The organism is Streptomyces sp. NBC_00572 (genome assembly GCF_026341815.1).
GTDB lineage: Bacteria > Actinomycetota > Actinomycetes > Streptomycetales > Streptomycetaceae > Streptomyces.
Window position 1 is genome coordinate 2,328,669 of sequence record NZ_JAPENX010000001.1, and the last position, 25,337, is coordinate 2,354,005.

Genomic DNA, 25,337 nt, shown 5'->3' on the forward strand with positions numbered 1-25,337 from the left:
CGGGCGTTCAGTGGCGGTGGGCCGATCGGCGGATGAACCAGGTCGCTCCGCGTACGACCAGTTCCTTGAACGCGGCCGCCGGGCGGCCCGTGAGGAGGCGGTCGCGGGGTGAGTCGTCCGGGCGGACGAACTGGATGAGCCCGTCGCGGCGGCCGAGGCTGACGCACTGGAAGTGGTAGCCGAACCCGAGGGGCTCGGGTTCCTCGCCGCGCAGCTCGCGGGCGATCGACCGGGCCGTGTGGATGCCCGTGGGCAGCGCGGTGGCGCAGGCCATCCGCAGCTCGCCGCCCGCCTCCGCGGTGCTGGCGGCGCCCGCGTCGCCGGGGACGTAGATCTCCGGGTGGGAGAGCGAGCGCAGTGAGGAGTCGACGGCGACCCGGCCCGAGGGGGCGAGGGTGAGGCCGGCGGAGGCGGCGAGCTCGGCGTTCGGGAGGAGGGAGGCGGCCCAGACGACCACGTCCGCGTCGACCTCGTCCGGGGTCGCGACCCTGCGGCCCTCCTCGACGCGGACACCCCTGGCCTGGAGGACCCGGTGGACGTGGGCCGCGCCGCGCGGGGAGAGACCGGCGCCCACCGGGCCGCCGGAGAGGAGGCGTACCGAGGTGCCGAGCGGGCGGTAGGTCTCGGCGAGTTCGGTGGCCATCTCGATGCCGGTGAGACCGCCGCCGACGACGGTGACCGTGCCGGGGCGGTCCCTCAGGTGCTTGTGCAGCGCGTCGGCGGACTCCGCCGTGTAGGCGCGGGGGTCGCCCGTCGTGGCGGGCAGGGCGGTGCGGCTGCCGAGGGCGTAGACCAGCCGGTCGTACGGAAGACGGCGCCCGTCGTCCGTGGTGACGAAGCGGGCCTCCGGGTCGAGGGCGGTGGCGCGGGCCGGGACGTGTGCGATGCCGGTGCGGTGGAGGAAGTGGGCGAGGGGGTGGGTCACGTCGGGGCGGCCGGCCGCGCGCTCGTGGAGCCGTACGCGCTCGGTGAAGTGGTCGGCCGGGTCGATCAGGGTGACCTGGGCGTGCGGGCCGAGGCGGAGGGCGGTCATGAGCCCCGCGTATCCCGCGCCGAGGACGAGGACGCGGTTGGTGGGGTGGCCGGGGCGCTGCTGCGGTGTCGTCGTCATGCAAGGGGGACGAGACAGCCCCCGCGAGATGTGACATCGCGGGGGCTTTTCCGCTGCGGGCCGGCTGCGTGCCCTGGCCCGTTGCTCTCTCGGGCCCGTTGCGTTCTCGGGCCGTTGCCCTCTCGGGCCCGTAGCTCGCTGAGGCCCGTTGCTCGCTCGGGTCGGCCGGTTACTTGCGCTTGGGCTTCTTGCGGGCGGCCGGGTTGCCGGTACGGGTTCCGCGTCGCTTCTCGTACTGGGCGAGGGCCGTGTCGTGCTCGGCGCGGCGGAGGTTCTCGCCGGGCGCCTCGACGAAGCAGCGGGCGCAGTAGGCGAGGAGCGAGCCGATGAAGCCGATCGCCTTGAGGCTCCGCAGGGACTCCTCGCGGGCCGGGTCGGCCGGCCTGCGGACGAAGCCCTCCCAGGTCTTGCGGAAGGCGATGGCGCTGCAGACGGCGAACATGAGGACGACCAGCATGTTGACGATGCCGCCGACGTCCGCGATCTCCAGGCCCTCGTACGCGAAGCGCAGCACGAAGCAGGCCGCGACGGCGGCGGCGAGCGAGCCGGCGGCGAGGCCGACGCGGCGCAGCGTGTAGTTGCCGCTGTGGTCGACCCAGGTCGTGCCGAAGAAACGGATCTCCTCGGGCTGCGGCCCGGCAGGAGTGCCGCCGGTCGGGCCGCCGGTGGTACTGGGGGTCTGCTCGTCGTCGCTCACGATGTCGATTATCCCCGGGGCGGCGGAGGAGGTCCTCAGGCGCAGCGCGGTGCGACGAAGCCGTCGCTGCCCGTGCGGACGTACGCGTCGGAGATGTACTCGCCCGGCGCTATGTTGTCCCAGATCCTCGTGGTGCCGTACGGGCCGCTGATCCACTCGCCGTTCTTCTGGCAGGAGATCGCGACGGTGGCGCCGAGCGGCAGTGCCCGGACGATCGGGTACTGGGTGCTCGGGCCCGAGCGCACGTTGACCCGGTAGCCGGGCGCGACCGTGTAGTGCGTGGCAGCGCTCGCCGCCGTCGTCGTCGTCGTCTTGTTCTCGTCCGTACCCATGGTGTTCTCCCCCTTGGCGCAAAAGCGCTCCGCCGAGTTTCACTCTCCGCGACGCGCAGGCTAGCAAGCCCCACCGACATCGTGGGGGCCATGGACTAGGCTCCGTCGGGTCGCGCAGGTGCGCGCGAGGTCGACGGGCAACCACACGGGGGTGGGCGATGCCACCGTTGCGAGGTACCGGTGCCGACCGGGAAGCAGAGGGACCCGAGTACGCGGGCGACTACCGTCTCCAGGCATGCCTGGGCGCCGGCGGCATGGGCGTCGTGCACCTCGCCGCCTCCGCCTCCGGGCTGCGGCTCGCGGTCAAGGTCGTGCACGCACGGTACGCGGAAGACCCCGAGTTCAGGGCACGTTTCCGCCAGGAGGTCGCGGCCGCCCGCCGGGTCAGCGGGGCCTTCACCGCGCCGGTCGTCGACGCCGACCCCGATGCCGTACGCCCCTGGATGGCCACCCTCTACGTCCCCGGCCCCACGCTCGCCGACCAGGTGAGGCGGAACGGCCCGCTGGCCCCGGCCGAGCTGCGCCGGCTCACCGCCGGACTCGCCGAGGCGCTGCGCGACATCCACCGCGCCGGGGTCGTCCACCGCGACCTGAAGCCCAGCAACGTCCTGCTGACGGACACCGGCCCCAAGGTCATCGACTTCGGCATCTCCCGGCCCGTCGACAGCGATCTGCACACCGAGACCGGCAAGCTCATCGGCTCGCCGCCGTTCATGGCACCCGAGCAGTTCCAGCGGCCGCGCGAGGTGGGGCCCGCAGCGGACGTCTTCGCGCTCGGCTCGGTGCTGGTGCACGCGGCGACCGGGCACGGCCCGTTCGACTCCGACAGCCCGTACATCGTGGCGTACCAGGTCGTCCACGACGAGCCCGATCTGACGGGTGTGCCGGCGGAGCTGGCGCCGCTCGTCGCGCGCTGCCTCGCCAAGGAACCCACCGAGCGGCCGACCCCGGCCCAGATCATGTCGGCGCTGCTGCCGCCCTCGTACGCGGCGGAGGCGTTCATACCGGCGCAGCGGCGACGGCCCGCCCTGCCCCACGGCGAGGAACGCGCGTACGGCGTGCCCGGCCCCGCGCCCGCGTGGGACGCCGACACGCCGGTACGGGCCACCCCGCCGGCCCCGCCCCGCCCGGCTCCGCGCCTCGGCCGGCTGCGTCTCAGGCCGCGTCCGACGCTCGCCGTCGCCGCCGCGCTCGCCCTCGCGGGGGCCGGTCTGTACGCGGCCATGAGCCCCCCGGCGCGCGGTGGGGTCGACACCCCGACCCGCCCGGACGAGGTGGCCACCGCCTTCGCCGGCTGGCACACCACACTCCAGAAGCACGGCCCCACCGCGGCGCCCGCGTGCACGCACGGCGCGGGCGCGCTGTACTGCGCGGCCCGGGGCGTCGGGCTCGCCAGGCTCGACCCCGTCACGGGGGCGGTCATCTGGTCGCGTACCGCGCCCGTCAAGGCCGAGTCCCCCGTGACGCCCTTCCTCCTCGCCGACGGCCTGGTCGGGGCCGCCGCTCCGGCGGACCCGGTCCGGTCGTACGCGGCCGGCGACGGCGCTCCCGGCTGGACCGCCGGGGCGAAGCTCCCCGAGCTGTACGTGCCGGCCGGATCCGTCGTCGTCCTGTCCGACGGGCAGGGCGGGCTCCGCGCGGTCGACAGCCGCAGTGGGAAGGAACTCTGGCGGCACGGCCTGCCCGGTTTCGGGGTGCCGCGCCCGGGGCCGTACGGCGCCCCGTCCGGTCTCGTCGCCGTGTCCGAGACCTCGGCCGACGGGACGCACACGCGCGTGGGCGAAATCCGTCCCCGGACCGGCGAGGAGGTCTGGCAGCGGAACCTGAAGGGCGACCTCGACCCGCTGGGCCGCACCGGCGGCGGCGCACTGCTGCTCGCCTCCCGCTACCAGGCCTCGCTGATCGACTCGCTGGTGCTGCTGGACCCCGACGGCGGCTCCGAGCGCCGGCTGTCCCTGCCCCACCGGATCGAGATCCGGGGCGTCGCCGTGCGCGGCGAGGTCGTCCACATCCTCGACGCGAACGGGCACCTCACCGCCTTCGACACCGCGGCGCCCAAGGGGCGGGTGCTGTGGGAGCTGGAGACGGGCGCGGGGAACGTGTCCACGCCGGTCGTCGGCCCCGGCGACCGGCTCTACTTCTCCGTCCAGGACGGACGGCTGCTCGCCGTGGACACCGTCCGCGGGGCCCTGATCGGCCAGACCCGGCCACGGCTGCTCAACGGCCGGCTGGAGTACGCGCCCCTGGTGCCCGCGCCGCTGGTCGCCGGGGACCGGGTCTTCGGGACGGCCCCCGACGGATCGGTCTTCGCGGTGGACGCGCGCGACCCCGCGTCCTGGTGAACCACATCTGACGAGAACGGCTGGGAGCGGGCGTCTCCGCCCGCTCCCAGCCGTCTCAGGTCGTACCGCGCGGGGCTCAGCCCAGCTTCGACACGTCGCGGACCGCGCCCTTGTCCGCGCTCGTCGCCATCGCCGCGTACGCGCGCAGGGCCGCCGACACCTTGCGCTGCCGGTTCTTCGGCTCGTACACGCCGTTCAGCGCCTCGCGGCGGGCGGCGAGGGTCTCCTCGTCGACGAGGAGCTCGATCGAGCGGTTCGGGATGTCGATACGGATCCGGTCGCCGTCCTCGACGAGGGCGATCGTGCCGCCCGAGGCCGCCTCCGGCGACGCGTGGCCGATGGACAGGCCCGACGTGCCGCCGGAGAAGCGTCCGTCCGTGACCAGCGCGCAGGTCTTGCCCAGGCCCCGGCCCTTGAGGAAGGAGGTCGGGTAGAGCATCTCCTGCATGCCGGGGCCGCCGCGCGGGCCCTCGTAGCGGATGACGACCACGTCGCCGTGCGTGACCTGCTTGTTCAGGATCTTCTCGACGGCCTCGTCCTGCGACTCGCAGACCACGGCCGGGCCCTCGAAGGTCCAGATCGACTCGTCGACGCCGGCCGTCTTCACGACGCAGCCGTCGGCGGCGAGGTTGCCGTGCAGCACGGCGAGGCCGCCGTCCTTCGAGTACGCGTGGGCCGCGTCGCGGATGCAGCCGCCGGCCGCGTCCACGTCGAGCGCCTCCCAGCGCTCGGACTGCGAGAAGGCGGTCGCCGAGCGGACGCAGCCGGGGGCTGCGTGCCACATCTCGACGGACTCGTCGGTCGGGGAGCCACCGCGCACGTCCCAGGCGTCCAGCCACTCCTTGATGGAGCGGGAGTGGACGGAGTGGACGTCCTCGTTGAGGAGGCCGGCGCGGTAGAGCTCGCCGAGGATGGCCGGGATGCCGCCCGCCCGGTGCACGTCCTCCATGTAGTACGTACGGTCCTTGGCGACGTTCGGGGCGACCTTGGCCAGGCAGGGCACACGGCGCGAGACCTCGTCCATGTCCGGCAGGCCGTAGTCGAGCTCGGCCTCCTGGGCGGCGGCGAGCAGGTGCAGGATCGTGTTGGTCGAGCCGCCCATGGCGATGTCGAGGGCCATGGCGTTCTCGAAGGCGGCGCGGGTCGCGATGGAGCGCGGCAGGACGGAGGCGTCGTCCTCGTCGTAGTAGCGCCGGGTGATGTCGACGACCGTGCGGGCGGCGTTCTCGTACAGCGCCTTGCGGGCGGTGTGGGTGGCGAGGACCGAGCCGTTGCCGGGGAGGGAGAGGCCGATGGCCTCGGTCAGGCAGTTCATCGAGTTGGCGGTGAACATGCCGGAACAGGACCCGCAGGTCGGACAGGCGTTCTCCTCGATCCGGAGCATGTCCTCGTCGGAGATATTCGGGTTCACCGCGTCGGACATCGCGTCGACCAGGTCGAGCGTGCGGACCGTGCCGTCGACCAGGGTCGCGCGGCCGGACTCCATCGGGCCGCCGGAGACGAAGACCGTCGGGATGTTGAGGCGCAGGGCCGCCATCAGCATGCCGGGGGTGATCTTGTCGCAGTTGGAGATGCAGATCAGGGCGTCGGCGCAGTGCGCCTCGACCATGTACTCCACGCTGTCCGCGATCAGGTCGCGGGAGGGCAGCGAGTACAGCATGCCGCCGTGGCCCATGGCGATGCCGTCGTCGACGGCGATCGTGTTGAACTCGCGCGGGATGGCCCCGGCGGCCGTGATGGCCTCGGAGACGATCCGGCCGACGGGCTGCAGGTGGGTGTGGCCCGGGACGAACTCCGTGAAGGAGTTGGCGACCGCGATGATCGGCTTCCGGCCGATGTCCGCGCCGGGTACACCGGAGGCGCGCATAAGGGCGCGTGCGCCCGCCATGTTGCGGCCGTGGGTGACTGTGCGGGACCTCAGCTCGGGCATCGTCGCTCGCTCCTCGTGATGGGTGTGCTCGCACCCGAGCGTACGCCGGTGCTCCAAGATCTGGACATGGTGTCCGCATGGCGGACCGGCTGTTCAGCTTTCGGGCAGCCCCGCCCGGCGTTCCTCAGGCCTCGGTCAGATAGCGCTGGAGGGTCGGGGCGACCATCTCCACGATCTTCTCCGGGTCCGCGGAGGCCATCGGCTCGACCTGGATCACGTACCGCAGGATCGCGATCCCGATCATGTGGGAGGCCGCCAGCTCCGCCCGGAACCTCGGGTCCGGTACGTCGAGTTCGTCCGCGATCCGCTCCAGGAGCCGCCGCAGCACGAAGGTCCTGAGCACCTTGGCAGCCGCCTCGTGGGTCAGCGCGGAACGGACGATGGCGAGGAGAGGGGCGCGGCTGACCGGGTTCTCCCAGACGCCGATGAAGAAGCGGGCGAGCCGTTCCCCGATGGTCTCGCGCGGGCCGCCGACGATCGCCGGGACGACCGCCGCGGGCTCGAAGGAGACCTCGATCGCCGCCGCGAAGACCTCGTCCTTCGTACCGAAGTAGTGGTGGACCAGGGCCGCGTCGACGCCGGCCGCCTTGGCGATGCCGCGTACCGAGGTCTTGTCGTAGCCCCGCTCCGCGAACTGGGCGCGGGCCGCCTCCAGGATGCGTTCGCGCGCGCCCGGTCCGCTCTCCTCCTCGGTACGGGACGGGCGGCCGCGCCTGCGGGGGGCCGGTTCGGTCACGGTCGCGGCACCCGGGACGGACGGGCGGCCGAGGAGGCGAGGTGGAGCCGGGTGAACGCCAGGGCCTCCGCGAGATCGGCCTCGCGTTCGGCGGCTGACATCGCGCGGCGCGTGTTGACCTCGATGACGACATGGCCGTCGAAGCCGGTGAGCGCGAGGCGCTCCAGGAGCTCGGCGCAGGGCTGCGTGCCGCGCCCCGGGACCAGGTGCTCGTCCTTGGCGGACCCCTTGCCGTCGGCGAGGTGGACATGGCCGAGCCGGTCGCCCATGCGGTCGATCATCGCGAGGGCGTCGGTGCGGGCCGTCGCCGTGTGCGAGAGGTCGACGGTGAAGTGCCGGTAGTCGTCCTTGGTGACGTCCCACTCCGGGGCGTACGCGAGCATCTCGCGGTCCTTGTACCGCCACGGGTACATGTTCTCGACGGCGAACCGCACGTCGGTCTCGTCCGCCATCCGCCAGATGCCGGTGACGAAGTCCTTGGCGTACTGGCGCTGCCAGCGGAACGGCGGGTGTACGACGACCGTCGACGCGCCGAGGCGCTCGGCCGCGGCCCGGGCGCGCTGGAGCTTGACCCACGGGTCGGTGGACCAGACGCGCTGGGTGATGAGGAGGCAGGGGGCGTGCACGGCCAGGATCGGGACCTGGTGGTAGTCGGAGAGCCGGCGCAGTGCCTCGACGTCCTGGCTGACCGGATCGGTCCACACCATGACCTCGACACCGTCGTAGCCGAGGCGCGCGGCGATCTCGAAGGCCGTCGCCGTCGACTCCGGATAGACCGAGGCCGTCGACAGGGCGACCTTCGCATCCGGGATGCGCACCACTGGTTCTGCCACGGGGACAGGGTACGGGGCTGGCCGGGGGGTCGTGGCGTGGTTCCGGTCACGGGTGGTTCGGGTCACGCGGGGGCGGGTACGCGCGCGTGCCGCCCTGCCCGGCACGGTCCGCTTCCCGTGGAACGGGGGCGGGGCGCCCGCGTGCCGCCCCCGCCCGGCATGGTGCGCTCTGCGTGAAGCGGGGACGCGTTCCACGGAGGGCGGGGCGCGGTTCACGGGAGGCGCGTCCTCCGTGGGACGGGGACGCCGTTTACGGGAGGCGGGCGTGGCGGCCCCCTGGGCGGACGGCTCCTATGCCTCCGGCAGGTGGTCCAGGCGCCGCAGGATGACGCCCTCGCGCAGGGCCCAGGGGCAGATCTCCAGCTCCTCCACCCCGAGGAGGTCCATCGCGCCCTCCGCGACCAGCGCGCCCGCGAGGAGCTGTCCGGCGCGGCCCTCCGACACGCCCGGCAGGGCGGCCCGCTCGGACGTGGTCATCCCGCTGAGGCGCGGCAGCCACTCCTCCAGGGACTTGCGGGTCAGGATCCGCTCGACGTAGAGGCCCTCCCCCGAGCCGGGCGCGCCGGCGATCCTCGCCAGCTGCTTGAAGGTCTTGGAGGTGGCCACGACGTGGTCGGGGCGGCCGAAGCGGCTGAACTCGCCGACCGTCCGGGCGATCTGCGCGCGCACATGGCGGCGGAGGGCCTTCACGTCGGCGCCGTCGGCCGGGTCGCCCGGCAACCAGCCGGCGGTCAGCCGGCCCGCGCCGAGCGGCAGGGAGACCGCCGTGTCGGGGTCCTCGTCGATGCCGTACGCGACTTCGAGGGAGCCGCCGCCGATGTCGAGGAGGAGCAGCTTGCCCGCGGACCAGCCGAACCAGCGGCGGGCGGCGAGGAAGGTGAGCCGGGCCTCCTCCTCGCCGGTGAGGACCTGGAGGTCGACCCCGGTCTCGTCCTTCACGCGCGCGAGGACGGCGTCCGCGTTGCTGGCCTCGCGGACCGCGGAGGTCGCGAACGGCAGCACCTCCTCGCAGCCCTTGTCCTCGGCGGCGAGCAGCGCGTCCCGGACGGTCGCGATGAGCCGCTCGACGCCGTGCGGCGCGATGGCGCCCCGCTCGTCGAGGAGTTCGGCGAGCCTGAGCTCCGCCTTGTGGGAATGGGCGGGCAGCGGCCGGGCGCCGGGGTGGGCGTCCACCACCAGGAAGTGCACCGTGTTCGAACCGACGTCGAGGACTCCGAGTCTCATGGACGGAACGCTACTGCGCCCATCCGCATACGCTTGGACTTGTGCCAAAGACGAAGAAGGCGAAGCCGGGCAAAGTCAGCGCCAAGGACAACATCAAAGACAGCGCGGTGAAGAGCGGGAAGAAGCGGGGCAAGAACGTGGAGCCGGACGAGAAGGGCCTCGACTTCGCGCGCGCGTGGGTCGAGTTTCCCGACCCGGCCGACGAGGAGCAGGTCTTCCGCTGCGACCTGACCTGGCTGACCTCGCGCTGGACGTGCGTCTTCGGCAGCGGCTGCCAGGGCATCCAGGCGGGCCGGGCCGACGACGGTTGCTGCACGCTGGGCGCGCACTTCTCCGACGAGGACGACGAGAAGCGGGTCGCGTCGCACGTGGCGCGCCTCACGCCGGAGCTGTGGCAGTTCCACGACGTCGGTACGGACTCGGGCTGGACGCAGCTCGACGAGGACGGCGACCGGCAGACCCGCCGCTGGGAGGGCTCCTGCATCTTCCAGAACCGTCCCGGGTTCGCGGGCGGCGCGGGCTGCTCGCTGCACATCCTGGCCCTGAAGGAGGGCAAGGAGCCGCTGGAGACCAAGCCGGACGTCTGCTGGCAGCTGCCGGTGCGGCGCACGTACGACTGGATCGAGCGGCCCGACGACACCAAGGTCCTCCAGGTGTCGATCGGCGAGTACGACCGCCGGGGCTGGGGTCCGGGCGGCCACGACCTGCACTGGTGGTGCACGTCGGCCACGTCGGCGCACGGGGCCGGGGAGCCGGTCTACGTCACGTACCGGCCCGAGCTCACCGAGATGATGGGCAAGGAGGGGTACGAGGTCCTGGCCGGGCTGTGCGAGGCGCGGCTCTCCTCGCAGCTGCCGCTGGTGGCCCCGCACCCGGCCGACCCGAAGCTCTGACCCCCCTTTTTTCGGCTCGGCTCAGGAAGAGGACGGCGGCGGTTCCTCCGTCGTCGGCGGGGGCGTGGTCGGCTCCGTCGGGCCCGGGTCCGTCGTGGTCGGGGGCGGTTCCTCCGTCGTCGGCGGCGGAGTCGTCGGCTCCGTGGTCGGCGGACTCGTCGGCGGCGTGGTCGGCTCCGTCGTGGTCGGGGGCGGTTCCTCCGTCGTCGGCGGCGGAGTCGTCGGCTCCGTGGTCGGCGGACTCGTCGGCGGCGTCGTGGGCTCGGTCGTCGTCGGGGGCGGCGTGATCGGGTCGACGACGGGCGGCGGGGACGTTTCTCCCCGTCCGTCGATCCTGACCACCGCGCCCGAGGGGTTCACCCCGACCCGGGCGCTCCAGGCCCCCTGCGGCTCGCGGCCGTGGTCGACGCGGACCGTGACGGTGACCGTCTCGCCGGGGCGGAGCGTGCCCGAGGCGCGGGTCACGTACAGCCAGGGCGCGTCCGTCCACAGCGACCAGTCGACCGGGGAACCGCCGGAGGCGGTGAGCGTGAGCAGGGTCAGATCGCCGTGGCCGCGCGCGGCGACCGTGATCCAGCCGGCGGCGGACTCGCCCGGCGCGGTGGGGTCCGTGGGGCCGGTGGGGCCACCGGGGCTCAGTACCTCGACGGAGACGTCGGGGGCGCGGCTGCCCCGGGTGAAGCGGGGCTCGGGGGTGGTGCGCGCGTTGCCCGCGTTCTCGTACCGGTCGTACGGGCGTCCGTCGGGGCCGTCCGGTTCGTCGGCCTCGCGCGCGCTGATCCGGGACGCGTCGCGGGCGCTCGTGTCGGCGACCGGGGTGCCCCGGTAGGAGGTCCACAGGGCGAGGACCGGCGCGGCGACCACGGCCGCGACGACGGTGGTCGTCACCGCGCGGGCCCGCAGCCGGTCGCGGCGGGCCACATGGTCCTTGGGGTCCATGGGGAAACCGGTCGGCGAGAAGCGCGGGGCACCGGCACGCGCGCGGGGGACGTGCAGCATCGCCATGTACGCGGCGGCCCGGGGCGCCTCGACGAGCGGCAGGAAGGCCTGCGGCAGGGATCCGGCGCCGGGCCAGGGGCCGGCGGCGCCGACGCGCTCGGCGGCCTTCCGGCATCGGGGGCAGTCGTCGACGTGCCGGACGAGTTCGGCGCGCAGGGCGGCCGAGAGCAGCACCTGGTGGTCACCGGTGAACCGGGCGACGGTGGGGCAGCTGCCGGTCTCGACGACGGCGAGGGCCGCGCGGGTGCGCTCGACCTCGCAGCCCGCGGTGGCGAGGAGCTCGCGGGCGGCGAGCGGGTCGAGGGAGAGCACGGCGGCGACCTGACGGTGACTGAGGCCGTGCCGTACGGCCAGCTCCAGGGCCTCGCGCTGCTCGGGTGTGGTGCCGGCGGCCTCGGGCCAGGCGAGCCGGGCGAGTTCGGCGCGGCGCCGCTCGGCGGTCTCCTCGGGGACCCGCGGCGGCTCGGGCGCGGTGACGGCGGGCCGCCCCGTGTGGGCGCCCTGCCGCCGTCGGCGCTGCTCGCCGAGGCTGCGCAGACAGGCCCAGCGGGCGAGGGCGTACAGCCAGGCCGTGCGGCCGTCCTCGTCGGAGGGACAGCGGCCGTGGTGGCGCTCGGCGACGGCGAGGACGTCGCCGAGGACGGCGGTGGCCGTGTCGTGGTCGCAGAGCACGGAGAGGCAGTACGTGAAGAGCCCGTCGAGGGCGGCCTCGTAACGGGCGGGGGGTCGCCGGCCGAGCGCGCGCGGTCCCTGGTCCGTCGCGTCCGCGGCGCGATGCGCCCGGTGTGCGCCGGTGGTGCGTGCGGGGGAGTCCAGCCTGCTGCTCGTCACCGGTCGACCGTAGGCAGCGTGGGGGTCACTTTTCGTACCGGTTGCGTACTTCTCATTCTTACGGGTGAAGGTATCGCTCGAAAGGGGACAGGAACTCGGTATTCCGGGGGCCGTGGGCGACCCGGCGTCCGCTGTCAGTGGCGGCCGCTACGGTGGGCGACATGGCTGCCCGTACGAAATCGACCAAGGACCGGCCGTCCTACCGCTGCACCGAGTGCGGCTGGCAGACGGCCAAGTGGCTCGGCCGCTGCCCCGAGTGCCAGGCCTGGGGGACTGTCGAGGAGTACGGCGCGCCCGCCGTCCGCACGACCGCGGCGGGCCGGGTCTCCACCGCCGCCGTCCCCATCGGCCAGGTCGACGGCCGGCAGGCGACCGCCCGCTCCACCGGCGTCGACGAGCTGGACCGCGTCCTCGGCGGGGGGCTGGTGCCCGGTGCCGTCGTGCTGCTCGCGGGCGAACCGGGCGTCGGCAAGTCCACGCTCCTGCTCGACGTGGCGGCCAAGGCGGCCAGCGACGAGCACCGCACGCTCTACGTCACCGGCGAGGAGTCCGCGAGCCAGGTCCGGCTGCGCGCCGACCGGATCAACGCGCTCAGCGACCACCTCTACCTGGCGGCCGAGACCGACCTGTCGGCCGTCCTCGGGCACCTCGACGCCGTGAAGCCCTCGCTGCTGATCATGGACTCGGTGCAGACCGTCGCCTCCCCCGAGATCGACGGCGCGCCCGGCGGCATGGCCCAGGTCCGCGAGGTCGCGGGCGCGCTCATCCGGGCCTCCAAGGAGCGCGGCATGTCCACGCTCCTCGTCGGCCACGTCACCAAGGACGGGGCCATCGCGGGCCCCCGGCTCCTGGAGCACCTGGTCGACGTAGTCCTGAGCTTCGAGGGCGACCGGCACGCGCGCCTGCGTCTGGTCCGGGGCGTCAAGAACCGGTACGGGGCGACGGACGAGGTCGGCTGCTTCGAGCTGCACGACGAGGGCATCACGGGTCTGGCCGACCCCTCCGGGCTCTTCCTGACCCGGCGTGACGTGGCCGTGCCGGGCACCTGTCTGACGGTCACCCTGGAGGGCCGCCGCCCGCTCGTCGCCGAGGTCCAGTCGCTGACGGTGGACTCCCAGATCCCCTCCCCGCGCCGGACCGTCTCCGGTCTGGAGACCTCCCGTGTCTCGATGATGCTGGCGGTCCTGGAGCAGCGGGGCCGGATCAGCGCGCTGGGCAAGCGGGACATCTACAGCGCGACCGTGGGCGGCGTGCGGCTCACCGAGCCCGCCGCCGACCTGGCGATCGCCCTCGCCCTCGCCTCCGCGGCGAGCGACACCCCGCTGCCGAAGAACCTCGTCGCGATCGGCGAGGTCGGCCTCGCGGGCGAGGTCCGGCGGGTGACCGGCGTCCAGCGCCGACTGGCCGAGGCCCACCGACTCGGCTTCACGCACGCGCTGGTCCCCACGGACCCGGGCAAGGTGCCGGCGGGCATGAAGGTGACCGAGGTGGCGGACATGGGCGACGCCCTGCGGGTGCTGCCGCGCAGCCGCCGCGCGAAGGCGCCCGAGGGGGCGGAGAAGTAGCGGAGCCGTAGCGGAGGGGCCGGCCGGGCCGGCGGGGCGCGGGGACGCGCGCGGGTGGCGCTCGGCCCGCCGCGGGAAGGGACCGGCGAGGGCGCTCGGGTCGGTGGGGCCAGGACCGGCGAGGGGGCTCGGACCGCTGCGGGAGTGACCGGGGCGGTGGGTGTCGGGGCGGTCGGTGCGGAATGTTCACACCGTGCGGACGGTTCGCTCCGTACTCTTCGCAAAGACGCGGAGGGTTAGGTCCGTGTCGGGGCGGGGACCCCTTTCGGACCACCGTGATCGATCGGGGGCGGGGGGCGGCGGGGTGGTGTCGCTAGACTTTGCCCTGGTCTCGCCCATCCGTACGAGCCGGAGGAGTGCAGTGGCAGCCAAGGACGGGGCATCAGCTCCTGGAAAGTCCGGCGCGGGCTCCGGCAACGAAGCGCTGATGCGCGCCGCCCTGAGCGCCGTCGCGCCGGGCACCGCGCTGCGTGACGGCCTGGAGCGGATCCTCCGCGGCAACACGGGCGGTCTCATCGTGCTGGGCCTGGACAAGACGGTCGATTCGATGTGCACCGGCGGTTTCGTGCTGGACGTCGAGTTCGCCGCCACGCGCCTGCGTGAGCTGTGCAAGCTCGACGGCGCGCTCGTCCTCGACAAGGACATCACCAAGATCCACCGCGCGGGCGTGCAGCTGGTCCCGGACGCCTCCATCCCCACCGAGGAGACCGGCACCCGGCACCGCACGGCGGACCGGGTCTCCAAGCAGTGCAACTTCCCGGTCGTCTCCGTCTCCCAGTCGATGCGTCTGATCGCGCTGTACGTGGACGGCGAGCGACGGGTCCTGGAGGAGTCGGGCACGATCCTGTCCCGCGCCAACCAGGCGCTCGCGACCCTGGAGCGGTACAAGCTCCGGCTCGACGAGGTGGCCGGCACGCTCTCCGCCCTGGAGATCGAGGACCTGGTCACGGTCCGCGACGTCACCGCCGTCGCCCAGCGTCTGGAGATGGTCCGCCGGATCGCCACCGAGATCGCCGAGTACGTGGTCGAGCTCGGTACGGACGGACGACTCCTCTCGCTCCAGCTCGACGAGCTGATCGCGGGCGTGGAGCCGGAGCGCGAGCTGGTGATCCGGGACTACGTGCCGGAGCCGACGGCCAAGCGCTCGCGGACGGTGGCGGAGGCGCTCACCGAACTGGACGCGCTGACCCACACCGAGCTGCTCGAACTTCCGGTCGTGGCGCGTGCGCTGGGCTACAGCGGTTCGCCCGAGACCCTCGACTCGGCGGTCTCGCCGCGCGGCTACCGGCTCCTCGCCAAGGTGCCGAGGCTGCCGGGCGCGATCATCGAGCGGCTCGTGGAGCACTTCGGCGGGCTGCAGAAGCTGCTCGCGGCCAGCGTGGACGACCTCCAGACCGTGGACGGCGTCGGCGAGGCCCGCGCCCGCAGCGTGCGCGAGGGCCTGTCCCGGCTGGCGGAGTCCTCGATCCTGGAGCGGTACGTCTAGGACGCACTCGGGTCCGAGGACGTACCGCCGAGATCCGTCTCCGGATCCGTCTCCCTCTCCGTCTCCGGCGCCGGTCAGTCCTTGGCGAGCGTGAACGAGGCCGGGAGCACCTTGGTGCCCGGCATCGTCGCCTCCACGAGGTAGGTGCCGGGGCCGGCCGGGCCCTTCGGCGCGGTGGCGCACTGCGGGGCGCTCTGCCCGCGGTCCCACTCCACGGTGTGGGTGACGGTGGCGCCCGCGGGGACGCGCAGCAGGATCGGGTTTCCGGGACGCGGGCAGTCCGCGGAGGACCAGACCTCGTCGTCCTGCTTGTCGCTGATCGTCAGAACCGCGCTGCGGGGCCCGAAGTCGGCCTTGCAGGCGGCGTCCGAGGTGTTCTTGGCGACGAGGTGGAAGCGCGGCTTCTCGCCCGCCTCGTAGCTGACCTTGGCGCTGCGGAGCGTCAACTGCAGCGCTCCGTCAGGGCAGTTCGGGAGCGGGGAATCGGCCGGAACCTGCTGTCCCGCACCGGTGCCCGCTCCTCCGTCGCCGCCCGCGCCGTCCGTGTCGCCGTTCTTGCCGCCGCTGCCGTTTCCGGCGGTCGTGCCGGCGTCGGCGCCCGATCCCGGGTCCGTACCGGAGCCGCCCGAGCCGCTGTCGCCGCCCGTGGTGTCGCCGGAGTCGTCCGACTCGTCGCGGCCGCCGGGCTGTTGACTGATCGCCGGTCCGCTGCCGGAGGGCCCGGGGGTGATCGAGGGAGGGGTGGGAGACGAGCCGTTGGCCCCGTCGTTCGCCTTCTTCCCGCCTCGGTCACCGGAGGTGACGGCCCAGACGGCGAGGAGTGCGAGAAGCGCCACCAGGCACGCCGCCACCGCCCTCCGTCGCCAGTAGATGGTGGAGGGAAGCGGCCCGACCGGATTGCGCAAAGATCCCACGACCCGAACCTTACGAGAGATCCGGCCCAACTCCCGCCCCACCCGCCGCCCGAGGCATCAAGTTTTGCCGATGATCACATCCGTCCGTTCCGGGAACTTTTGCCGGGGTCTCGCCCCGGCACCCCCGCAACCCCGTCCGAAACCGGTGGGAACCGGACCGAATCGCAGAACCCCCACTTTCGTCAGGGGTCGTTGTGGCCGTTGGCCCGGGGCGGCGGACTCCGGATTCCGGTTAGCGTCGTCCACCATGAACACCCTCCTCGACCTCTCCGACCGGCTGTACCTCGATGTCGCCGATTTCGCCCACTCCACCCCCCACTGGTTCCAGTGGCTCGCCGAGGTCTGGACCGAGGCCGGGCTGCTCCTGTTCGGCGCCCTGTTCCTGGCCGGCTGGTGGCGCTCCCGCGAGGGATCGAGCCGGGTGATGGCGCTCGCGCTGCTCGCTCCGCTCGCCACCGCCTTCGGTTACGTGGTGAGCGAGGCGCTGAAGTCGCTGATCGACGAGGACCGTCCGTGCCGCGCGGTCGTCGGGGCACCCGCCTCGCTCATCACCTGCCCGCCGCACGGCGACTGGTCCTTCCCCAGCAACCACTCGGCGATCGCGGGAGCCGCCGCGATCGCGCTCGCCCTGTCGTGGCGCGGGATCGTCTGGCTGACCGTGCCGATGGCTCTGCTCATGGCGTTCTCCCGGGTCTTCGTCGGCGTGCACTACCCGCACGACGTGACCGTCGGCCTGCTCCTCGGCGGCCTGGTCGCCCTCGTCGTGATGAAGGCGGCGGTCCGGCCGGTGGGCGCCCTCGTGGAGACGGCCCGGTCGAGCCGGAGCTCGGCCGTGGTGTGGTGTGCGGGGCGCGGGCCCCGGACACACGCCCCTGCGCACGCCGAGGCTCCCCGGCGCGCACGCCACGGCGCGTACTGACCGCATCCCTGGGCGATCCGCGCTCCGGTACGCGTGCCACGGCGCGTGAGGCCCCTCTTTTGCCCGTGCGGGCCACTCCCTTGTACGAGCGCCACAGCGCGCGCCGAGCAACCCCGGCGCGCGCACCCCGGCGCGTATCGATCCCACCCTGGCGCCGGTGCCACGGCGCGTGCTGATCTCGTCGTGGACGTGCCAGGATCGTGGGTGCCATGACTTCCATCGACGCTCCCCTGACGCCCGAGTCCCCTGAGGCCCCCGAAGCCGCCGCTCGGGCCTTCGAGGCCGCCGCCGCCTTCGAAGACCCCGCCCTCCCGACGCCCCCCGCCGAGCTGCACGGGCCCGTCCTCGCCTGGTTCGACCGGCACGCCCGCGACCTGCCCTGGCGCCGTCCCGAGGCCGGCGCCTGGGGTGTCATGGTCAGTGAGTTCATGCTCCAGCAGACCCCGGTGGTCCGGGTGCTCCCGGTGTACGAGCAGTGGCTCGCGCGCTGGCCCCGCCCGGCCGACCTGGCCGCCGACGCCCCCGGTGAGGCGGTCCGCGCCTGGGGCCGACTCGGTTATCCGCGCCGGGCGCTGCGGCTGCACGCGGCGGCCGTCGCCATAAAGGAACGGCACGGCGGCGACGTACCGAGCGATCACGGGCAGCTGCTCTCGCTGCCCGGCATCGGCGAGTACACGGCGGCCGCGGTGGCCTCCTTCGCGTACGGGCAGCGGCATGCCGTCCTGGACACCAACGTGCGCCGGGTCTTCGCCCGGGCGGCGACCGGCGTCCAGTACCCGCCGAACGCGACGACGGCCGCCGAGCGGCGGCTCGCCCGCGCGCTGCTTCCGGCGGACGAGGCGACGGCCTCCCGCTGGGCCGCCGCCTCGATGGAGCTGGGCGCGCTCGTCTGTACGGCGAAGAACGAGGACTGCGGGCGCTGCCCGATCTCCGGGCAGTGCGCCTGGCGGCTCTCGGGGAAGCCGGCGCACGACGGTCCGCCGCGGCGCGGCCAGACGTACGCCGGGACCGACCGGCAGGTCAGGGGCCGACTCCTCGCGGTGCTGCGGGAGTCGAAGGACCCGGTGGCCCAGGCGGTCCTGGACACGGTCTGGGACGAGCCGGTGCAGCGGGCCAGGGCGCTGGACGGCCTGGTCGCGGACGGTCTGGTCGAGCCGCTGGACGACGGGTACTACCGGCTGCCCGTGGCCTGAGGCCCCTCCCGGCCGCCGGCGAAGCGCCACCGGCCGAGAGGCCTCGACCTGGAGCCCTCGACCAAGCACCATCCACCGGCCGAGAGACCCCGACCGAGAGACCCCGAGCGAGCGCCGCCGACGAAGCGCCGCAGACGCGGCACCCCTGACGAACCGTCTCCACCCCCGCTGTTACACAACCGATGGGTAGCCGTGCGTCCACCGACGGCTGCCCCGCACAGCCCCGTGACAAGCGCTCCGTAGCGTCGTCCACGACACGAGGAACAAAGCTGGTCACGGGGTTCGGAGGCGGTTCGGATGAGGCATGGCGAGGTGCTCGATTTCGAGGAGTACGTACGCACGCGGCAGGACGCGCTGCTGCGCAGCGCACGTCGTCTCGTGGCCGACCCCGTCGACGCCCAGGACCTCCTCCAGACGGCCCTCGCCCGTACGTTCGGCCGCTGGGACGGCATCGCCGACAAGTCCCTGGCCGACGCCTACCTCCGCCGGGTCATGATCAACACCCGGACCGAGTGGTGGCGCTCCCGCAAGCTCGAAGAGGTGCCCACCGAGCAGCTGCCCGACGCCTGTGTCGACGACCCGACCGAGCAGCACGCCGACCGGGCCCTTCTCATGGACATCCTGAAGGTGCTCGCGCCGAAGCAGCGCAGCGTCGTCGTCCTGCGCCACTGGGAACAGATGAGCACCGAAGAGACGGCGGCGGCGCTCGGCATGTCGACCGGTACGGTGAAGTCGACGCTCCACCGCGCGCTCGCCCGGCTCCGCCAGGAGCTGGAGAGCCGTGACCTCGACGCCCGGGCTCTGGGGCGGCCCGGGGAGCGGACGAGCGTACGAGGCGACGAACGGGGGCGGGAGCGGTGCGCGGCCTAGACGGCGAAGCCGACGGCAGAAGACACGACGGCATCGGCGGCATCGACGACGGTGCCGGCCCGGGCGGCGACAGCGGTGGCGGCCCCGGCGGCGACGACCGGTACGGAACCGGCCGGCGCCGCCGGCGCCGTACCGCCAAGGCGGCGAGCATCACGGCGACGGCCGGGCTCGTCGCCATCGGGCTGTCCATGGCCGCCTGTTCCACCGGCGGCACCGGCTCCCGCGACGAGGGCGCGGCCGGGACCCGCGAGGTGGCCAAGGCGGCGCCCACCCCGTCCCCCTCGGCCGGCGACGAGCAGCGGTACGCCGCCGAGCGGGTGGATCCGATCGAGCTGCTCAAGGCCGACCCGAAGATCGACGAGCGGTTCAAGACCGATCTGAAGCCGTGCGTCGCGGACGCGTACCCGGTGGACGCCTCGTACGGGAACCTCACCGACGCGCCCGCGCCGGATGTCGTGGTGAACGTGATGACCTGCGGCGATGCCGTCGGGATCGGCACGTACGTCTACCGGAAGCAGAGCGACCGGTACGAGAACGTGTTCATGGCGGAGGACGCGGCGGTCTACGCCACGATCGACCGGGGCGAACTGGTCGTCACCAAGCAGGTGTACGCGAAGGGCGACCCGGTCGCGTATCCCTCGGGCGAGGACGTGATCACGTACCGCTGGTCGGGGAGCAAGTTCACCCAGCACGACTGGGTGCACAACGACTACAGCCGGGCCGTCGGCGACGGCGACGGCGACGGCGAGGAGCCCGCGCCGAGCGAGCCCCCCGCCAACTGAGCCGCACCGCCGTACGGCGAACCCAGCCGTACCCCGACCCAGCCGCACTCCTCCGAACGCAGAAGAAGCGCCCCCGTACGCGGAAGCGGCGCAGAGATCCGAAGGGCACCGCACGATGGCCGAAACCCATGTCCTGTTCGTCGAGGACGACGACGTCATCCGTGAGGCCACGCAGCTCGCCCTGGAGCGGGACGGCTTCCGGGTCACGGCCATGCCCGACGGGCTCTCCGGCCTGGAAGCCTTCCGGGCGCAGCGGCCGGACATCGCCCTGCTCGACGTGATGCTGCCGGGCATGGACGGGGTCAGCCTCTGCCGCCGGATCCGCGACGAGTCGACGGTGCCGGTGATCATGCTGTCGGCGCGCGCCGACTCGATCGACGTCGTCCTCGGCCTGGAGGCAGGGGCCGACGACTACGTCACCAAGCCCTTCGACGGCTCCGTGCTGATGGCCCGGATCCGCGCCGTGCTGCGCCGCTTCGGGCACGCGGGCGGCGGCGAGCAGGGGGACGACGGTCCGGACGGCGGCGGCCTCCTCGTCTTCGGCGACCTGGAGGTCGACACCGAGGGCATGGAGGTCCGCAAGGGCGGGACCCCGGTCGCGCTGACGCCGACCGAGATGCGGCTGCTCCTGGAGTTCTCGTCCGCGCCGGGCACCGTGCTCTCCCGGGACAAGCTCCTGGAGCGGGTCTGGGACTACGGCTGGGGCGGCGATACCCGGGTCGTGGACGTCCACGTCCAGCGGCTGCGCGCCAAGATCGGCCAGGACAGGATCGAGACGGTCCGCGGCTTCGGCTACAAGCTCAAGAGCTAGGGCGGCATGATCCACACGACACCCTCCGAGACGGGCACGTACCGGTGAAGCTGCTCCCCCTCCGTACCGGCGTCCGCTGGAAGATCGCCGTCGCCATCGCGGCGGTCGGCGCGCTGATCGCGGTCACCCTGAGCGTGGTCGTGCACAACGCCGCCCGCATCTCGATGCTCGACAACGCGCGCGAGGTGCAGATGGAGCGGCTGCTCTTCGCACAGCGGATGTACGAGACGTCGAAGCCGAAGGAGCCGCGCTTCGGCACGAAGATCAACGACCCGTCGTTGCCCGCCCAGCTCGACCAGCTGATGCGGGACAAGCGGCGCGGCACGTACGTGCAGGAGCACCGGCACGGCGGGCCGCCCGACGTGTGGGCGGCGGTGCCGCTCGCCAACGGTGACGTGCTCTCGCTGCACATCCCGTTCGCCGACCGCAGCGCGACGATCATGAACGATCTGGACCGGGCCCTCGTCATCGGCTCGGTCTCGGTGGTCTTCGGCGGTTGCGCGCTGGGCGTGCTCATCGGCGGCCAGCTCTCGCGGCGGCTGCGGAAGGCCGCCGTCGCGGCCGGCCGGGTCGCTCAGGGGAACACGGACGTCCGGGTCAGGGAGGCCGTCGGCGGGGTCGTACGCGACGAGACCGACGACCTGGCGTGGGCGGTCGACGCCCTGACCGACGCCCTCAACGAGCGGATCGAGGCGGAGCGGCGGGTCACCGCGGACATCGCGCACGAGCTGCGCACCCCGGTGACCGGGCTGCTCACGGCGGCCGAGCTGCTGCCGCCGGGCCGTCCGACCGAGCTCGTACGGGACCGGGCGCAGGCCATGCGGACGCTGGTCGAGGACGTCCTGGAGGTGGCCCGGCTCGACAGCGCGTCGGAGCGGGCGGAGCTTCAGGAGATCGCGCTCGGCGAGTTCGTGGAGCGGCGGATGCGGGCCCTCGACCCCGAGGTGGTCGTCCGGGTCGTCCACGACTCCTGGGTGAACACCGACCCGCGGCGCCTGGAGCGCGTCCTGGGCAACCTCCTCGCGAACGCCGCCAAGCACGGCAAGCCGCCGGTGGAGGTCACCGTCGAGGGCCGGGTCGTGCGCGTCCGCGACCACGGTCCCGGTTTCCCGGAGGCGTTGCTCAAGGAGGGCCCGAGCCGGTTCCGTACGGGTACGAGCGACCGCGCGGGCCAGGGCCACGGGCTGGGTCTGACGATCGCGGCGGGCCAGGCGCGGGTCCTCGGCGCCCGGCTGACCTTCCGGAACGTGGCCTCCGAAGCGGCGCCGAACGGGGTGGGCGGCGCGATCGCGGTGCTGTGGCTGCCCGATCACGCGCCGACGAACACGGGAAGCTTCCCGATCCTGCGGCCGGCGGACTGAAGACCGCCGTGGGAGTACGACGGTGGGGCCGGCCCTGATCCAGGACCGGCCCCACCGTCGTACCCACCGCCTCACCAGGCGGTCAGACCGTCTCGGCGACCTTCACCTTGTCGTCGCCCTCGGCGGCCTCCGGGGCCGTCGCGGGACCGGCGCCGCGGAGCGCCACCTCCTTGACGAAGAGGGCGAAGACGAAGGCCAGGACGGAGACCGCACCGGCGAGCAGGAAGGCGCCGTGCGTACCCGAGGCCACGGCCTCCTGGTAGGCCTCGCGGAGCGCGGCCGGCAGCTTGGCCAGGCTCGCCGCGTCGAGCTGGGCGGTCCGCTCGGTGAGCCCGGATCCGCCCTGCGTCGCCATCTCGTCCTGGACGCGGCTCGTGAAGAGCGCGCCCATGATCGCGACGCCGAAGGAGGAGCCGAGCGTCCGGAACAGGGTGGTGGAGGACGAGGCGACGCCCATGTCCTTCATCTCGACGCTGTTCTGGGCGACCAGCATGGTGATCTGCATCATGAAGCCCATGCCGGCACCGAGGACGGCCATGTAGATCCCGGAGGTCAGCCGCGAGCTGCCGGTGTCCATCGTGGAGAGCAGGAAGAGGCCGACCGTCATGAGGACGCCGCCCGCGATCGGGAAGATCTTGTACTTGCCGGTGCTGGTGGTGAAGCGGCCGACGACCAGCGAGACGACCATCATCGCGAGCAGCATCGGCAGGAGCAGCAGACCGGAGTTGGTCGCCGAGGCGCCCTGGACGGACTGCTGGAAGATCGGCAGGTAGAGGACCGCGCCGAACATCACGAAGCCGGTGATGAAGCCGATCAGGGACATCAGGGTGAAGTTGCGGCTGCGGAAGATGTGCAGCGGCATGATCGGGTCCTCGGCCTTGGTCTCCACCCACAGGAAGGCGGCGAGGGCGGCGGCTCCACCGACCGCGAGGCCGATGATGGTCGCCGAACTCCAGGCGTACTCCGTGCCGCCCCAGGTGGTGACGAGGACGATCGCGGTGATGCCGACGGTCAGGAGTGCGGCACCGAGGAAGTCGATCCGGGTGCCGGTGGCGCGCTGCTTCTTCGGCAGGTGCAGGACGGTGCTGACCATGGCGAGGGCGACGGCGCCGAGGGGCAGGTTGATGTAGAAGGACCAGCGCCAGCCCCAGTGGTCGGTGATGGTGCCGCCGACGAGGGGGCCGCCGATCATGGCGAGGGCCATCACGCCGGCCATCATGCCCTGGTACTTGCCGCGCTCGCGGGGCGGGATGAGGTCGCCGATGATCGCCATCACGCCGACCATCAGGCCACCCGCGCCGAGGCCCTGGATGGTCCGGAAGCCGATGAGCTGGCCCATGTCCTGGGCCATGCCGCTGAGCGCCGAGCCGATCAGGAAGATCACGATCGAGGTGAGGAAGACGCCCTTGCGGCCGAACATGTCGCCGACCTTGCCCCAGAGCGGGGTGGAGGCGGCGGTGGCCAGGGTGTAGGCGGTGACGACCCAGGAGAGGTGCTCCAGGCCGCCGAGCTCGCCGACGATCGTCGGCATCGCCGTGCCGATGATCATGTTGTCCAGCATCGCGAGGAGCATCGCGATCATCAGGGCGAGCAGGACGACACGGACGCTGCGTGGCTGCGTCTCCGATTCCCCCTGCGCCGGTTCCGCTGTCGCTTGTTGCGTCGTCATGTCAGTCCCTTACTTGCCGCCCGGCTAGTTACTACACTGGGGAAAGTAGACCCGTAACTTGCCGGTCGTCAAGTAAGTTCTTTGGAAAGTGGAGGGCAGTCATGGCCCGAGGCAACACCCGCCAGCGCATCCAGGACGTGGCCCTGGACCTCTTCGCGGAGCAGGGCTACGAGAAGACCTCCCTGCGCGAGATCGCGGAGCGCCTCGACGTCACCAAGGCGGCCCTCTACTACCACTTCAAGACCAAGGAAGACATCCTCGTCGGGGTCTTCGAGGACCTGACCCGGCCCATGGACGAGCTGATCACCTGGGCTGAGGAGCAGCCCCGCACCCTGGAGACCCGGCAGGAGGTGCTGCGCCGCTACCAGGAGGCGCTGCGCGCGGCGGCCCCGCTCTTCCGCTTCATGCAGGAGAACCAGGCGACGGTCCGCGAGCTCAGCGTCGGCCTCACCTTCAAGGAACGCATGATGGCGCTGACCGGGCTGATCCGGGAGCCGGACTTCGCGATGGTGGACCAGGTGCGCTGCGTCAGCGCGATGTTCGCCCTGCACGCGGGCGCGTTCTTCATGCAGAACATCGAGGGCGACCCCGAGGAGAAGCACAGGGCCACCCTCGAGGTCGCCCTCGATCTGCTCAATCAGGCCCACGGGGCCCAGTGAAGTTCGGTCGTACGGCTCAGACCACGGCTCAGCGTACGGCTCGGATCACGGCTCAGATGGAGACGCCGTGGGACCGCAGGAAGGCGGCCGGGTTCACGGCGGAGCCGTAGTTCGGGGTCGTACGGATCTCGAAGTGCAGGTGGGGGCCGGAGGAGTTGCCGGTGTTGCCCGAGAGGGCGATCTGCTGGCCGACGAGGACCTTCTGGCCGATGTGCACCTTGATCTTCGACAGGTGGGCGTACTGCGAGTACGTGCCGTTGGCGTGCTTGATGACGATCGCGTTGCCGTACGCGGGGCCGTCGCCGCCGCCGTTCGGGCCGGCCTTCACGACGGTGCCGCTGCCCGCGGCCTTGACCGGGGTGCCGGTCGGAACGGCGAAGTCCTGGCCGGAGTGCTTGTGGGCCCACATGGCGCCGCCCTGGTTGTAGCTGGCGCTCAGCGTGTACGCGGAGACCGGCTTGACCCAGGACACGGCCTTCTTGGCGGCGACCGGCTTCACGGCCGCGGCCTTCTTGACCGCGGCGGCCTGCTTGGCGGCCGTGACCTTCGCGGCCGTCGCCTTCGCGGCGGCGGCCTTCACCTGGGCGGCGACGTGCGCCTGGGCGTCGGCCTGGGCGGCGACGGCGGCAGCCGCGGTGACCGCGACCGGGGCGGCGGCGGCCTTGCCCTCGGCGGCGAAGGCGGACCCAGCTCCGGTCACCATCGTCGCTCCCAGGCCGGCGGCGGCGAGAGCGACGACGGTGACACGGGCGGCGGGGTTCATGCGCTTCGACATACGGGGGAAACCTCCGGGGAAGTACGGGACCCGACGCGAACGGTGCTCTGCGTCGGGCTTGCTCATCCTTGGTAACCCGGACCCCCATCCAGCCCAAAACACCCCATCTACGACATCAGGTCGTAGCGATCTCCGGGGATGTCCAGCCCTTGACGGCCCCGGGGGCCACCTTCGAAATCGGACATACCGGCACAAGAGAACCGGTTTATCCGCACGTCGCGGGCGGCCGGAACCGTGCAAAAGGCCGTCCGGCGTCCGGTTCGGGCCCCTCCGGGACCTAGGTCCCGCCGATTCACTCCTGAACGTCCCGAATCGACACCAAAGGTCGCCACTATTCCGGTTAGTACCCCTCGAAACGCCTGTGCGCCTTGTCACCAGGCACCGGCCCCCAATGGGACCTGGGTC

At 72.8% G+C, this 25,337-nt stretch carries 22 protein-coding genes; 11 read left to right on the forward strand and 11 right to left on the reverse strand.

Features of this window, described 5'->3' with window-relative positions; all coding sequences use genetic code 11:
• Nucleotides 1-7: 7 nt before the first annotated feature.
• The 3 genes from OG514_RS10540 to OG514_RS10550 all read right to left on the reverse strand — a co-directional run bounded on the left by OG514_RS10540 (nucleotide 8) and on the right by OG514_RS10550 (nucleotide 2,140).
• Nucleotides 8-1,111: an NAD(P)/FAD-dependent oxidoreductase gene (locus OG514_RS10540; protein WP_266893186.1), complete on the reverse strand. Its 1,104-nt coding sequence runs from the start codon at nucleotides 1,109-1,111 to the stop codon at nucleotides 8-10.
• Nucleotides 1,112-1,280: 169 nt separating this feature from the next.
• Complete coding sequence (locus OG514_RS10545; RefSeq protein ID WP_266893188.1) at nucleotides 1,281-1,808, reverse strand: hypothetical protein; 528 nt, start codon at nucleotides 1,806-1,808, stop codon at nucleotides 1,281-1,283.
• A 35-nt stretch (nucleotides 1,809-1,843) separates the two neighbouring features.
• Nucleotides 1,844-2,140 (reverse strand): SH3 domain-containing protein, encoded by a 297-nt coding sequence (locus tag OG514_RS10550; protein ID WP_266893190.1) that lies wholly within the window; start codon nucleotides 2,138-2,140, stop codon nucleotides 1,844-1,846.
• Between the two features lie 158 nt (nucleotides 2,141-2,298).
• Between OG514_RS10550 and OG514_RS10555 the strand changes: the two genes are divergently transcribed.
• On the forward strand, nucleotides 2,299-4,482 hold the full coding sequence (locus OG514_RS10555) for a PQQ-binding-like beta-propeller repeat protein (protein WP_266893191.1): 2,184 nt from the start codon (nucleotides 2,299-2,301) through the stop codon (nucleotides 4,480-4,482).
• A 76-nt stretch (nucleotides 4,483-4,558) separates the two neighbouring features.
• Here the strand turns inward: OG514_RS10555 and ilvD are convergent, their stop codons facing one another.
• From ilvD to OG514_RS10575, 4 genes are all read right to left on the reverse strand, one after another.
• Nucleotides 4,559-6,412 (reverse strand): dihydroxy-acid dehydratase, encoded by a 1,854-nt coding sequence (gene ilvD / locus OG514_RS10560; protein ID WP_266893193.1) that lies wholly within the window; start codon nucleotides 6,410-6,412, stop codon nucleotides 4,559-4,561.
• 124 nt (nucleotides 6,413-6,536) lie between these two features.
• On the reverse strand, nucleotides 6,537-7,148 hold the full coding sequence (locus OG514_RS10565; protein ID WP_266893195.1) for a TetR family transcriptional regulator: 612 nt from the start codon (nucleotides 7,146-7,148) through the stop codon (nucleotides 6,537-6,539).
• Nucleotides 7,145-7,981 carry a sugar phosphate isomerase/epimerase gene (locus tag OG514_RS10570; RefSeq protein WP_266893197.1) on the reverse strand — a complete coding sequence of 279 codons (837 nt, stop codon included), beginning with the start codon at nucleotides 7,979-7,981 and terminating at the stop codon, nucleotides 7,145-7,147. Before OG514_RS10570 ends, OG514_RS10565 begins: the two co-directional genes overlap by 4 nt.
• A gap of 291 nt (nucleotides 7,982-8,272) precedes the next feature.
• Nucleotides 8,273-9,205, reverse strand: a complete 933-nt coding sequence (locus OG514_RS10575; protein WP_266893199.1) for a Ppx/GppA phosphatase family protein — start codon at nucleotides 9,203-9,205, stop codon at nucleotides 8,273-8,275.
• A 41-nt stretch (nucleotides 9,206-9,246) separates the two neighbouring features.
• Between OG514_RS10575 and OG514_RS10580 the strand changes: the two genes are divergently transcribed.
• Complete coding sequence (locus OG514_RS10580; RefSeq protein WP_266893201.1) at nucleotides 9,247-10,098, forward strand: hypothetical protein; 852 nt, start codon at nucleotides 9,247-9,249, stop codon at nucleotides 10,096-10,098.
• Between the two features lie 21 nt (nucleotides 10,099-10,119).
• Here the strand turns inward: OG514_RS10580 and OG514_RS10585 are convergent, their stop codons facing one another.
• Nucleotides 10,120-11,928, reverse strand: coding sequence for a hypothetical protein (locus OG514_RS10585; RefSeq protein ID WP_266893203.1), 1,809 nt, complete (start codon nucleotides 11,926-11,928; stop codon nucleotides 10,120-10,122).
• 161 nt (nucleotides 11,929-12,089) lie between these two features.
• Between OG514_RS10585 and radA the strand changes: the two genes are divergently transcribed.
• Together radA and disA are read left to right on the forward strand one after the other, a co-directional pair.
• Complete coding sequence (gene radA / locus OG514_RS10590; protein ID WP_266893205.1) at nucleotides 12,090-13,493, forward strand: DNA repair protein RadA; 1,404 nt, start codon at nucleotides 12,090-12,092, stop codon at nucleotides 13,491-13,493.
• A gap of 361 nt (nucleotides 13,494-13,854) precedes the next feature.
• Nucleotides 13,855-14,979: a DNA integrity scanning diadenylate cyclase DisA gene (disA, locus tag OG514_RS10595; protein WP_266893207.1), complete on the forward strand. Its 1,125-nt coding sequence runs from the start codon at nucleotides 13,855-13,857 to the stop codon at nucleotides 14,977-14,979.
• A gap of 74 nt (nucleotides 14,980-15,053) precedes the next feature.
• Here disA and OG514_RS10600 read toward each other — a convergent pair whose 3' ends face one another.
• Nucleotides 15,054-15,893 carry a hypothetical protein gene (locus OG514_RS10600; RefSeq protein ID WP_266893209.1) on the reverse strand — a complete coding sequence of 280 codons (840 nt, stop codon included), beginning with the start codon at nucleotides 15,891-15,893 and terminating at the stop codon, nucleotides 15,054-15,056.
• A gap of 247 nt (nucleotides 15,894-16,140) precedes the next feature.
• On the opposite strand from OG514_RS10600, the gene OG514_RS10605 reads away from it, so the two are divergent.
• The 6 genes from OG514_RS10605 to cseC all read left to right on the forward strand — a co-directional run bounded on the left by OG514_RS10605 (nucleotide 16,141) and on the right by cseC (nucleotide 21,829).
• On the forward strand, nucleotides 16,141-16,812 hold the full coding sequence (locus OG514_RS10605) for a phosphatase PAP2 family protein (protein WP_266893211.1): 672 nt from the start codon (nucleotides 16,141-16,143) through the stop codon (nucleotides 16,810-16,812).
• A gap of 209 nt (nucleotides 16,813-17,021) precedes the next feature.
• Nucleotides 17,022-18,005, forward strand: a complete 984-nt coding sequence (locus OG514_RS10610) for an A/G-specific adenine glycosylase (RefSeq protein ID WP_266893213.1) — start codon at nucleotides 17,022-17,024, stop codon at nucleotides 18,003-18,005.
• A gap of 297 nt (nucleotides 18,006-18,302) precedes the next feature.
• Nucleotides 18,303-18,875 (forward strand): SigE family RNA polymerase sigma factor, encoded by a 573-nt coding sequence (locus OG514_RS10615; RefSeq protein ID WP_266893215.1) that lies wholly within the window; start codon nucleotides 18,303-18,305, stop codon nucleotides 18,873-18,875.
• The gene (locus tag OG514_RS10620) at nucleotides 18,863-19,657 is read left to right on the forward strand and encodes a hypothetical protein (protein WP_266893217.1); all 795 of its coding nucleotides are present in this window, start codon (nucleotides 18,863-18,865) and stop codon (nucleotides 19,655-19,657) included. The genes OG514_RS10615 and OG514_RS10620 overlap by 13 nt, the downstream gene beginning before the upstream one ends.
• Nucleotides 19,658-19,772: 115 nt before the next feature.
• Nucleotides 19,773-20,468, forward strand: coding sequence for a two-component system response regulator CseB (cseB, locus tag OG514_RS10625; protein WP_266893219.1), 696 nt, complete (start codon nucleotides 19,773-19,775; stop codon nucleotides 20,466-20,468).
• Between the two features lie 44 nt (nucleotides 20,469-20,512).
• Nucleotides 20,513-21,829: a two-component system sensor histidine kinase CseC gene (cseC, locus tag OG514_RS10630; RefSeq protein WP_266893221.1), complete on the forward strand. Its 1,317-nt coding sequence runs from the start codon at nucleotides 20,513-20,515 to the stop codon at nucleotides 21,827-21,829.
• Between the two features lie 82 nt (nucleotides 21,830-21,911).
• Here the strand turns inward: cseC and OG514_RS10635 are convergent, their stop codons facing one another.
• The gene (locus OG514_RS10635) at nucleotides 21,912-23,498 is read right to left on the reverse strand and encodes an MDR family MFS transporter (RefSeq protein WP_266893223.1); all 1,587 of its coding nucleotides are present in this window, start codon (nucleotides 23,496-23,498) and stop codon (nucleotides 21,912-21,914) included.
• A gap of 101 nt (nucleotides 23,499-23,599) precedes the next feature.
• Here OG514_RS10635 and OG514_RS10640 point away from each other — a divergent pair, with 101 nt between their 5' ends.
• The gene (locus OG514_RS10640; protein ID WP_266893225.1) at nucleotides 23,600-24,157 is read left to right on the forward strand and encodes a TetR/AcrR family transcriptional regulator; all 558 of its coding nucleotides are present in this window, start codon (nucleotides 23,600-23,602) and stop codon (nucleotides 24,155-24,157) included.
• Between the two features lie 52 nt (nucleotides 24,158-24,209).
• On the opposite strand, the gene OG514_RS10645 is transcribed toward OG514_RS10640, so the two are convergent.
• Entirely contained in the window at nucleotides 24,210-24,932 is a 723-nt protein-coding gene (locus OG514_RS10645) for a M23 family metallopeptidase (protein WP_266893227.1), read from the reverse strand.
• Nucleotides 24,933-25,337 lie beyond the last annotated feature (405 nt).

Bases quoted from the DNA above. Each gene is read 5' to 3' on its own strand.
- OG514_RS10605 (WP_266893211.1), top strand. From the start codon at position 16,141: ATGAACACCCTCCTCGACCTCTCCGACCGGCTGTACCTCGATGTCGCC.
- OG514_RS10610 (WP_266893213.1), top strand. From the start codon at position 17,022: ATGACTTCCATCGACGCTCCCCTGACGCCCGAGTCCCCTGAGGCCCCC.
- OG514_RS10645 (WP_266893227.1), bottom strand. From the start codon at position 24,932: ATGTCGAAGCGCATGAACCCCGCCGCCCGTGTCACCGTCGTCGCTCTC.
- ilvD (WP_266893193.1), bottom strand. From the start codon at position 6,412: ATGCCCGAGCTGAGGTCCCGCACAGTCACCCACGGCCGCAACATGGCG.
- OG514_RS10555 (WP_266893191.1), top strand. From the start codon at position 2,299: ATGCCACCGTTGCGAGGTACCGGTGCCGACCGGGAAGCAGAGGGACCC.
- OG514_RS10640 (WP_266893225.1), top strand. From the start codon at position 23,600: ATGGCCCGAGGCAACACCCGCCAGCGCATCCAGGACGTGGCCCTGGAC.
- OG514_RS10550 (WP_266893190.1), bottom strand. From the start codon at position 2,140: ATGGGTACGGACGAGAACAAGACGACGACGACGACGGCGGCGAGCGCT.
- OG514_RS10635 (WP_266893223.1), bottom strand. From the start codon at position 23,498: ATGACGACGCAACAAGCGACAGCGGAACCGGCGCAGGGGGAATCGGAG.
- radA (WP_266893205.1), top strand. From the start codon at position 12,090: ATGGCTGCCCGTACGAAATCGACCAAGGACCGGCCGTCCTACCGCTGC.
- OG514_RS10575 (WP_266893199.1), bottom strand. From the start codon at position 9,205: ATGAGACTCGGAGTCCTCGACGTCGGTTCGAACACGGTGCACTTCCTG.
- OG514_RS10615 (WP_266893215.1), top strand. From the start codon at position 18,303: ATGAGGCATGGCGAGGTGCTCGATTTCGAGGAGTACGTACGCACGCGG.
- cseB (WP_266893219.1), top strand. From the start codon at position 19,773: ATGGCCGAAACCCATGTCCTGTTCGTCGAGGACGACGACGTCATCCGT.
- OG514_RS10540 (WP_266893186.1), bottom strand. From the start codon at position 1,111: ATGACGACGACACCGCAGCAGCGCCCCGGCCACCCCACCAACCGCGTC.